At 67.2% G+C, this 9,087-nt stretch carries 10 protein-coding genes and 1 pseudogene; 6 read left to right on the forward strand and 5 right to left on the reverse strand.

What is annotated here, in order from left to right:
• Positions 1 to 220: 220 nt before the first annotated feature.
• A complete protein-coding gene (locus WB508_RS09845; RefSeq protein WP_423844707.1) occupies positions 221 to 994 on the forward strand; it encodes a GTP pyrophosphokinase in 774 nt (257 codons plus the stop codon).
• 9 nt (positions 995 to 1,003) lie between these two features.
• Here WB508_RS09845 and WB508_RS09850 read toward each other — a convergent pair whose 3' ends face one another.
• Positions 1,004 to 2,089 (reverse strand): ATP-dependent DNA ligase, encoded by a 1,086-nt coding sequence (locus tag WB508_RS09850; protein ID WP_423844708.1) that lies wholly within the window; start codon positions 2,087 to 2,089, stop codon positions 1,004 to 1,006.
• Positions 2,090 to 2,110: 21 nt separating this feature from the next.
• A complete protein-coding gene (locus tag WB508_RS09855; protein ID WP_423844709.1) occupies positions 2,111 to 2,416 on the reverse strand; it encodes a VOC family protein in 306 nt (101 codons plus the stop codon).
• A gap of 106 nt (positions 2,417 to 2,522) precedes the next feature.
• On the opposite strand from WB508_RS09855, the gene WB508_RS09860 reads away from it, so the two are divergent.
• From WB508_RS09860 to WB508_RS09875, 4 genes are read left to right on the forward strand one after another with little or no spacing between them, the layout of a single operon-like run.
• On the forward strand, positions 2,523 to 3,443 hold the full coding sequence (locus WB508_RS09860; RefSeq protein ID WP_423844710.1) for an ABC transporter ATP-binding protein: 921 nt from the start codon (positions 2,523 to 2,525) through the stop codon (positions 3,441 to 3,443).
• Positions 3,440 to 4,213, forward strand: a complete 774-nt coding sequence (locus WB508_RS09865; protein ID WP_423844711.1) for an ABC transporter permease — start codon at positions 3,440 to 3,442, stop codon at positions 4,211 to 4,213. The genes WB508_RS09860 and WB508_RS09865 overlap by 4 nt, the downstream gene beginning before the upstream one ends.
• Positions 4,204 to 5,061 carry a COX15/CtaA family protein gene (locus WB508_RS09870; RefSeq protein ID WP_423844712.1) on the forward strand — a complete coding sequence of 286 codons (858 nt, stop codon included), beginning with the start codon at positions 4,204 to 4,206 and terminating at the stop codon, positions 5,059 to 5,061. Before WB508_RS09865 ends, WB508_RS09870 begins: the two co-directional genes overlap by 10 nt.
• Before the next feature lie 4 nt (positions 5,062 to 5,065).
• Positions 5,066 to 5,836: an inositol monophosphatase family protein gene (locus WB508_RS09875; RefSeq protein WP_423844713.1), complete on the forward strand. Its 771-nt coding sequence runs from the start codon at positions 5,066 to 5,068 to the stop codon at positions 5,834 to 5,836.
• A gap of 20 nt (positions 5,837 to 5,856) precedes the next feature.
• Here the strand turns inward: WB508_RS09875 and WB508_RS09880 are convergent, their stop codons facing one another.
• The 3 genes from WB508_RS09880 to WB508_RS09890 form a co-directional block, all read right to left on the reverse strand.
• Positions 5,857 to 6,912, reverse strand: a complete 1,056-nt coding sequence (locus tag WB508_RS09880) for a hypothetical protein (RefSeq protein WP_423844714.1) — start codon at positions 6,910 to 6,912, stop codon at positions 5,857 to 5,859.
• Positions 6,913 to 6,914: 2 nt separating this feature from the next.
• Positions 6,915 to 7,277 (reverse strand): DUF1330 domain-containing protein, encoded by a 363-nt coding sequence (locus WB508_RS09885; protein WP_423844715.1) that lies wholly within the window; start codon positions 7,275 to 7,277, stop codon positions 6,915 to 6,917.
• A 117-nt stretch (positions 7,278 to 7,394) separates the two neighbouring features.
• On the reverse strand, positions 7,395 to 8,312 hold the full coding sequence (locus WB508_RS09890; RefSeq protein WP_423844716.1) for a heme o synthase: 918 nt from the start codon (positions 8,310 to 8,312) through the stop codon (positions 7,395 to 7,397).
• A gap of 131 nt (positions 8,313 to 8,443) precedes the next feature.
• Here WB508_RS09890 and WB508_RS09895 point away from each other — a divergent pair.
• Positions 8,444 to 9,087: pseudogene (locus WB508_RS09895) on the forward strand (transketolase); the annotation flags it as partial.

Genomic DNA, 9,087 nt, shown 5'->3' on the forward strand with positions numbered 1-9,087 from the left:
TTGGCGACAGATTTCAGCCCGGAGCGGGCCAACCATCAAAACTACGAATACTCCCTGAGAACGCAGGCCTCAGGGCTCTCAGAAACGGAGTGGGGTCCCCCACGTGGTGCACATCACACGACCCATTCTCGGCGGTTCTACCCTGGCGTAGGTCAAGCCCATGGGCCGAATAGAGGCCCACCTTCTGACATTCATCTGCATCGTTGCCTACAGTGGCGAGGTGGACGACACACCTCGGGGATTGGATCTCGGTCGACTGATCGAGCAGGTGGACCAGGGCGGCGACCTGCACCAGGTGCGGCAGGACTTCACGCGGTTCATGATGCGGTACCGCTTCGGCATGGACGAGGTCGTGACGAAGCTCTCGATCCTGCGCGACGAGTATGCACACCTGCACGAGGAGAACCCGATCGAGAACATCTCGTCGCGTCTCAAGCGGCCCGAAAGCATCGTGGAGAAGATGTCGCGCAAGGGCACCGAGCCGTCGTTCGCCTCGATCGAGAAGACCATCACCGACATCGCCGGCGTGCGGGTCACCTGCAGCTTCGTGTCGGACGTACGGCAGGTCTTCGACCAGCTGTGCGGGCAGGCCGATGTCACGGTGGTCGACGTGCGCGACTACATCGAGAACCCCAAGCCGAACGGCTACCGCAGCCTGCACGCGCTGGTGGAGGTGCCGGTGTTCCTCACCGATGGCCCGGCGCCGGTTTTGGTGGAGGTGCAGATGCGCACCATCGCGATGGACTTCTGGGCCAGCACGGAGCACAAGATCTTCTACAAGTACCGCGACGCAGTCCCGCAGTCCCTCCTGGACGGACTCAAGGAAGCGGCCGGGACGGCTGCCGTGCTCGACGCCCGGATGGAGGAGCTGCACACCAAGATGCGCACCGCGAGCGTGCTTCCGCGTGAGATCGAGGACGAGCTGCGTTGCGATGAAGCCCTGGTGCCGGACGAGACGTTCCTGCGCCGGCTGCACCAGATGGGCGATGTCTGAGGACTCGCCTCACGTCACAATGGATGCGAGGTCGTACCGCGCGATCTCCTCGAGCTGCTCGTACGTGCAGGACGCGGGTTCACGATCGTTGCGCCACCGCTTGAACTGGGCGGTGTGCCGAAATCGCGTGCCCTCCATGTGCTCGTAGCCCACCTCGGCCACCAGCGTCGGGGCGATCGTGGTGAAGGACAGGTCCTTGGTGCCGCTCCAGCGGCTCTGCCCACCGGGCAACCGATCGCTGGCTTGAGCCTCGGCCTGCTGCCACTCCCCCCACGGGTGCTCGGTCAGTGGCACCCGCATGGCGTCGAGCTGGTTGAACAATTCGGCCCGGCGGGTCTCGGTGAAGGACGCCGCTACGCCCACGTGCTGCAGCTTGCCGTTGTCGTCGTACAGGCCCAGCAGCATGGAGCCGAGCAGCGGGCGGTCCTTGGTGGACGTCTTGTGCAGCCGGAATCCGGCCACCACGACGTCGGCGGTCCGGGCGTGCTTGATCTTGAGCATCGTGCGGCCATTGGGTGCGTACGGCTTGCTCAGGGCCTTGGCCACGACGCCGTCCAGACCGGCCCCCTCGAACACACCGAACCACTCCTCGGCCTCAGCGGCATCTGTGGTGGTGCGGGTGACGTGCACAGGATCTGAGACGCCGGCCAGTGCCCCCTCGAGCGCGGTACGCCGTTCTCCGAACGGCCGATCCAGCCACGACTCGTCACCCAGTGCCAGCAGGTCAAAGGCCACGTACGACGCGGGCGTGGCGTCGGCCAACATGTCGACGCGTGAGGCCGCCGGGTGGATGCGCTGCGAAAGGACGTCGAACTCCAACCGGCCGTCGACAGCCAGGTAGATCTCGCCGTCGAGCACGATGCGATCCGGCAGCTCGCGACGGAAGGCCTCGACCAGCTCGGGGAAGTAGCGCGCCAGATCCTTGGTGGACCGGCTGCCGAGGATCACCTCGTCGCCGTCGCGAAACACGACGCAGCGAAATCCGTCCCACTTGGGTTCAAATGACAGTCCACCCTCGACCGAGTCAGCCTTCGGCACTCCCTTGACCGACTTGGCGAGCATGGGGCGCAGCGGCGGCATGACGGGCAGGTCCATGCCTGCAGTGTTCCCGATCGGCTACCGGTGGGCCAGCACGTTGATGACGTGTCCGTCGGGGTCGCGCATGAAGAAGCGCCGGACGCCCCAGGGTTCGTTGGTCAACGGGTGCACGATCTCGACACCTCGCTGCATGGCAGCGTCATGGGCGGCATCCACGTCATCGACCTCGATCGACACGTCGGGAGCCACGGGCGCGGTCTCATCCCGGCTGATCGCGCTCAGCTGGACCGTGGGGGTCGAGCCAGCGAGCGTCGCGATCCAGCCGAGGTCCATCACGACATCCAGTCCAAGGACTGAACGATAGAACTCAGTCGAATCGCTCACGGACCCTGACAACAGATTCGGAACAATTCGCAGGACTGCCATGGCCTCCAGCATGCAGCCCAACACCGGCCACGGCAAGCATGTTTCGGCCACCTAGACTGACCTCGTGAATCAGCCCGCCGTCGAGGTCGTCGACCTCGTCATGCGATACGGCTCCACCACCGCCGTCGACGGGCTCTCGCTGACCATCGAGCCCGGAACGGTCACATCGATCCTGGGCCCCAACGGCGCCGGCAAGACCACCACGATCGAGACGTGCGAAGGATTTCGCGAGCCGCAGGCCGGCAGCGTCCGCGTCCTGGGGCTCGACCCGCGCGCCGATGCCAGGGAGCTGCGGCCGCGTGTCGGCGTCATGCTCCAGTCTGGTGGTGCCTGGTCAGGGGCTCGGGCACACGAGATGCTGCGGCACATCGCGTCGCTGCACGCCCATCCCCTGCCGGTCGATCTGCTGATCGAGCGCCTCGGGATGCAGCACTTCGGCCGCACCCCCTACCGGCGGTTGTCGGGAGGCCAACAGCAACGGCTCAGCCTCGCGATGGCTGTCGTCGGGCGCCCTGAGCTGCTGTTCCTCGACGAGCCGACGGCGGGTCTCGACCCCGCTGCACGACATGCCACCTGGGACCTGATCAAGGAGCTGCGCGGGCAGGGGGTCACCACGGTGCTGTCCACGCACTACATGGACGAGGCCGAGGCCCTGAGCGACTGCGTGCACATCGTCGATCACGGGCGGGTGATCGCCTCGGGAACTGTCGAGGAGCTGGCGCTGACCGGCGCGCAGAACACGATCCGGTTCGTGGCCCGCTCCGGGCTCGACGTGGAGAGCCTGACTCTGGTGCTCGGGCGAGCGACCCTGGTCGAGGAGATCACGGCCGGTTCGTACGTCGTGACTGGCGACGTCGATCCAGCCCTGCTGGCCGCGCTGATGTCGTGGTGCGCCGATCAGCAGGTGCTGATCGACTCGGTGATGGTCGAACGCCAGACCCTTGAGGACCGATTCCTCGACCTGACTGGAAGGCAGCTGCGGTGAGCCTCGACCTGTCCCCCCGGCCTGGCGCTGCGCCGTACCCGGCGATGGTGCGCCACCAGGCGCTCATGGAGCTGCGGCTGCTGTCGCGCAACGGCGAGCAGGTGCTGCTCGCTCTGGTGATCCCGCTCCTGCTGCTGGTGCTTGGCGCCACGGCGGGCGACATCGTCGATCTCGGCGCCGGCCGGCCGATCGACATCATCACGCCGGGCATCCTGGCGCTGGCCGTTCTCTCCACGTCCTTCACCTCGTTGGCCATCGCCACAGGATTCGAGCGTCGGTACGGAGTGCTCAAGCGACTCGGCGCCTCTCCCCTGCCGCGCTGGGGGCTGCTGGTCGGCAAGGTGGCCGCGGTCGTCGTCGTCGAGATCGTGCAGCTTGCCGTGCTCTCAGTGATGGGCCTGCTGCTGGGCTGGGAACCGGCCGGCGGTCTCGTGGCCGTCGGCCAGATGCTGCTGCTGGTCGTGCTGGGCACCGCCGCGTTCGGCTCTCTCGGACTGCTGATCGCCGGGACGATGCGCGCCGAAGCCACCCTGGCCGTCGCGAACCTCGTCTACGTGCTGCTGCTGGTCGGCGGTGGACTGCTCGTGCCTCTCTCCCGCTATCCGGACCAAGCTCGTCACCTGCTCGAGCTCTTGCCGTCCGGAGCACTGGGTCAGGGGCTGCGCGACACCTTCGCCGGCCTGGGACCCGATCCGTTCGCCCTGGTGGTGCTGACGGTCTGGGCCGTGAGCGCCGGGTTGCTCGTCTCGAGGACGTTCACGTGGGAGTGAGCTCTCCCCCGGTGCGCCGCACCGTCATCTGGTGGGCCGGCGCGACGCTGGTGGCGAACACGTTGATCATCCTGACCGGTGGCCTGGTGCGACTGACCGGCTCCGGTCTGGGTTGCCCCACGTGGCCGAAGTGCACCGACGACTCCTTCGTTCCGCACCGCGAGCTCGGCATCCACGGCGTCATCGAGTTCGGCAACCGGATGCTCACCTACGTGTTGATCGCCGTGGTCATCGCCATGGTCGTCGCCGTGTGGCGGTGGTCTGGAACCTCTCGCTCGCTGCGTCAGCTGGCGGTGGTCATCGCGGTCGGCGTGCCCTTTCAGGGCGTGATCGGCGGCATCACGGTGCTGACGGATCTGAATCCGTGGATCGTGGCGCTGCACCTGATCTTGTCGTTGGGTCTCGTGGCTCTGTCAGTGTGGTTGCTGCTGCGCGTGCGCGGAGACCGCCCGGCCGGATCGCGTCAGCCGCTGGTCATGGCCACCTACGCCGTCACCTGGGTGGCGGTGTACCTCGGCACGATCGTCACGGGCGCAGGTCCGCATGCCGGCGACGTCGACTCGCCCCGCAACGGCATCGATCCGCAGGTCATGAGCCACGTCCACGCGGCGAGCGTCTACCTGCTCGTCGCGCTCACGCTGCTCGTCGTGTGGCGATCTCGCGGAGCCGTGCGTCGAGCGGCCGCGGTGCTGCTGACCGTCGAGCTGGGGCAGGCCACGATCGGTTTCGTGCAGTACTTCACGGATCTGCCGATCGCGCTCGTAGCCGCCCACCTGGTCGGTGCGGCCATCCTCGTGGCAGCGTCCACCCGTCTGCTGCTGACCCTCGAGGACTCCTCACTAGGCTGAGGTCGTGCACGATCTCACGCTGGCCCAGGACCTCGTCACCCGCGCTGGGGCACTGGCCGCCTCGATGCGACGCGCTGGACTCGACGCCGAGCAGAAGACCTCGATCAGCGACGTCGTGACTGATGCCGATCACGCCGCCGAGGCGCTGGTCACCGAGTCGCTGCAGCGGGAGCGCCCGGATGACGGTCTGCTGGGTGAGGAGGGCACCGAGCGCACGGGCACCTCCGGTCGACGCTGGGTGATCGACCCGGTCGACGGCACCTACAACTTCCTCTCCGGCCTCGCCTACTGGTGCAGCGCCCTGGCTCTGGAGGATGCCGGTAGTCCCGCCCTCGGTCCCGTGCTGGGTGCGGTGCACCAGCCAGCCGCCGACGAGACCTGGCTCGGGGGTCGCGATCACCCCACGACCCTGAACGGGACAGCCGTGGCGCCGCTGGTCGATCGGCCGCTCAACACGTGCAGTCTCGCCACCTACGTGCATCCCTCGACCCTGCAGGACCCGGATGTGCGAGAAGTCTGGATGGCGGTCGTCGGCGCGGTCGCCACTCCCCGCATTCTTGGGTCGGGATCCTGCGACCTGGCAGGGGTGGCTGGCGGGCGAGTGGGTGTGTGGGCCCAGCACTCGGTTCCCGCCTGGGACTGGCTGCCCGGCCAGGCCCTGGTGCGTGCTGCCGGCGGACGCACCGAAGTCGTCGTGCATCGCGGACACCGCTGGCACCTGGCCGGGAGTCCTCAGTCCGTCGACGAGCTGCTCACCGTCCTCACCCGAACCTGAACCCACCGCGCCGACGAAGGTCAGGCGTCGAGCCAGCGTTCGCCGTCGATCGCGTAGACCCAGCGGCGCCCGGGCCACTCGGTGAGCGACCAGAGCTGGTGCCGCTGCGGGAGATACGTGATGTCCTCACAGCCGGTGGGCAGCACCCCGCGGTGACGGATGAAGTCTCCCGGTGTGCCCACCCAGAGATCGCCGGGGTTGTCCTCACCGTTGCTCGACGTGACAGCCCACGTGCCATCGGCGATCACGGCACCTTGCATCCTCGCGATCTGGCGATCATGCATGTCGGTCGGCACCGCCCACCCTCGGTCGTCAGTGCGCAACGTCTCGGTGTCACGGTCGATTGCATAGCGGACGAGTCGGTGGCTCCCGCCCTTGCGGCCGTACTCTCCAGCCACCAGGTGGTCCTCGTCCCCGGCCCGATCCAACGACATGAACGAGTAGGTCATCGCGCTGGCACCGGCGTCGTGCTCAGCGGCGAAGAAGGAGAACTGCGGGAGCGCGTAGCGGTAGCCCTTGGTGCGTGCTCTGTTGCGAACGTGGACGATGTCGTCGAGCCGAAAGACCCGAACGCCGGCCGAGCTGCCAGCCACGAACAGGTACTGGCCGTACCAGACGATGCCCCCGGCATGGACCCGTACCGGACGTAGCCGGTGGAAGACGCCCAGGAACCGCCGCGGCTCGACCAGCAGGACGTGCCGATACCGCGGAGGCTCCTCGTCCGTCCAGTCGATCACCGAGATGCGCGATCCCAGCAGCCAGCCGATCATCCCGCGGCCGTACCAGCTCGTCATCACGACGTTGCGACCCTCGAACATCCCGCCCGTGGGGTCGCCACCGTAGGCGTCGGCGGACGTCGTGATGCCCTGCGGAAACCAACGCTTCGATTCTTGGTCCTCGCGCTGCCACACCATGCCGGCCGTTGCCGCCTCGCCCGGCACGTCAGCGTGTGCTCCGACTCGGTTCAGGTCCGTCAGGACGCCGCGCAGGCCTACTCGTCTGAAGCGGCCGAAGAACCGGTCCGCGAGCTCGAACTCGCGCGCGGCAGCGACCAGGCGGTAGGACGAGGCGCCCACGGTCAGGACCAGGGGGTGGAAGCCTGCAGGACAGCCTCGGACACCGCTTCGGTGCGCAGGTGGGTGATCTGCTGATAGTCCGGATCAGCAACCATCTGGCTGAACGCAGCTCGTGAGGGGTACTCGACCAAGAGCACGACGTCCCAGTCGAAGTCTTCGCGCTGCACCAGTGCGGTGCCCAGATCACCGACGTGAACCACCCGAGCTCCCACCTTCTCCAGGAACGGAAGGATCGCCGTGGCGTACTCGCGGTAGCCGTCGCGGCCGCCTGCGGCGAACTTCAGCAGGTTGAGCATGACGACGGGGCCGCCCTGATCTTCGATGACGTATCGCTTGAGATCGGCGCCGGTGGGGTCAACGGGCATGATCGTGCTCCTTGGGAGTGAGGAAGAAACTCATCGTCGGGTCACCGGCGAGGCCAACGGCGGCATCACCGCGGACGCACCAGTCGACGCCGCTGATGCGGCGCACCGTCGCCGACATCAGCGCAGGAAGGGGTCAACCGCTGCCGCGACGAACAGCAGCGCGAGATAGGCGTTGGAGAAGTGGAACAGGCGCATCGGCTTGATGATGGCCAGATCCTCGGTGTCGCGGGCGCGGGAGCGCAGGTCGTGGGCTTCGATGAGAAACACGATGCCCAAGGCGACTGCCGCAGCAGGGTAGAACCAGCCGGTCGGCGTGACGGGCCACAACACCAGCGACGTGATGACCATGACCCACGAGTACAGGACGATCTGGCGCGACACCTCGTCGGACGAGGCGACCGAGGGCAGCATCGGGACGTCGGCGGCGGCGTAGTCTTCGCGATAGCGCATCGCCAACGCCCAGAAGTGTGGCGGCGTCCAGAAGAACACGACCATGAACAGCACGACCGGCGCCCAGGCCAGCTCGTTGGTCACGGCGGTCCAGCCGATCAGGGCCGGGAAGCAGCCGGCAGCACCGCCCCACACGATGTTCTGCGACGTACGGCGCTTGAGGATCATGGTGTAGCCGACGACATAGAACACGTTGGCGGTCAGCGCGAGGCCGGAGGACAGCCAGTTGACGTAGAAGCCGAGCCACAGGGTGGACGCGACGCCGAGCACCAGGCCGAAGACCAACGCACTACGAGTGGAGACCTGGTGGCGCACCAGTGGACGGCGAGCAGTGCGGCGCATCTTGGTGTCGATGTCGGCGTCGACCACGCAGTTCAGCGCGTTGGCGCTGCCAGCGGACAGGTATCCGCCGATGACGGTCGCCGCGACGAGCCACAAGCCGGGTACTCCCTGCGCGGCCAAGAACATGACGGGCACCGTGGTGAGCAGCAACAGCTCGATGATGCGCGGCTTGGTGAGCGCGATGTACGCCTTGACGACATCGGTGGCGGCAATTGATCCGGGGACCGGTGCGTCGGGCCGCATATCGGGACTGTTGGCGACGACACTCACGTGCAGCAGTCTAAGCCACGCGAGTAGGGTCGGAGACGACGGTTGGCCCCGAGCGGCCGACGACCACGACCCCCGTTCCCGACACACCCTCAGGAGCACGTGCTGTGACCTCAGTCCACGCCGATCTCGACTGGTCCGCCCTCGACGAAAAGGCTGTCAACACGGCCCGCCTGCTTGCCGCCGACGCCGTGGAGAAGGCCGGACACGGCCACCCCGGAACGGCCATGAGCCTCGCCCCCGCGGCATACCTGATCTATCACAAGCTGATGCGTCAGGACCCGCATGATCCGCTGTGGATCGGCCGCGACCGTTTCGTGCTGTCGTGCGGACACTCCAGCCTCACCCAGTACATCCAGCTGTATCTGGCTGGCTTCTCGATGACGCTCGATGACCTCAAAAATCTGCGCCAGTGGGGCAGCCAGACTCCCGGACACCCGGAGTACCGGCACACGGCCGGGGTCGAGGTCACGACCGGTCCGCTCGGACAGGGCGTCGGCAATGCGGTCGGCATGGCCATGGCTGCCCGCCGCGAACGCGGCCTGTTCGACCCCGATGCGGCGGCGGGAGAGAGCCCGTTCGACCATCACGTCTACGCCATCGCCTCCGATGGCGACCTGCAGGAAGGCGTCTCATCCGAGGCGTCGTCGCTGGCCGGCACCCAGCAGCTGGGCAACCTGACGGTCCTGTACGACGACAACGAGATTTCGATCGAGGACGACACCGACGTCGCCTTCACCGAAGACGTGGC

Source organism: Aeromicrobium sp. (assembly GCF_049586495.1).
Classification (GTDB): Bacteria; Actinomycetota; Actinomycetes; order Propionibacteriales; family Nocardioidaceae; genus Aeromicrobium.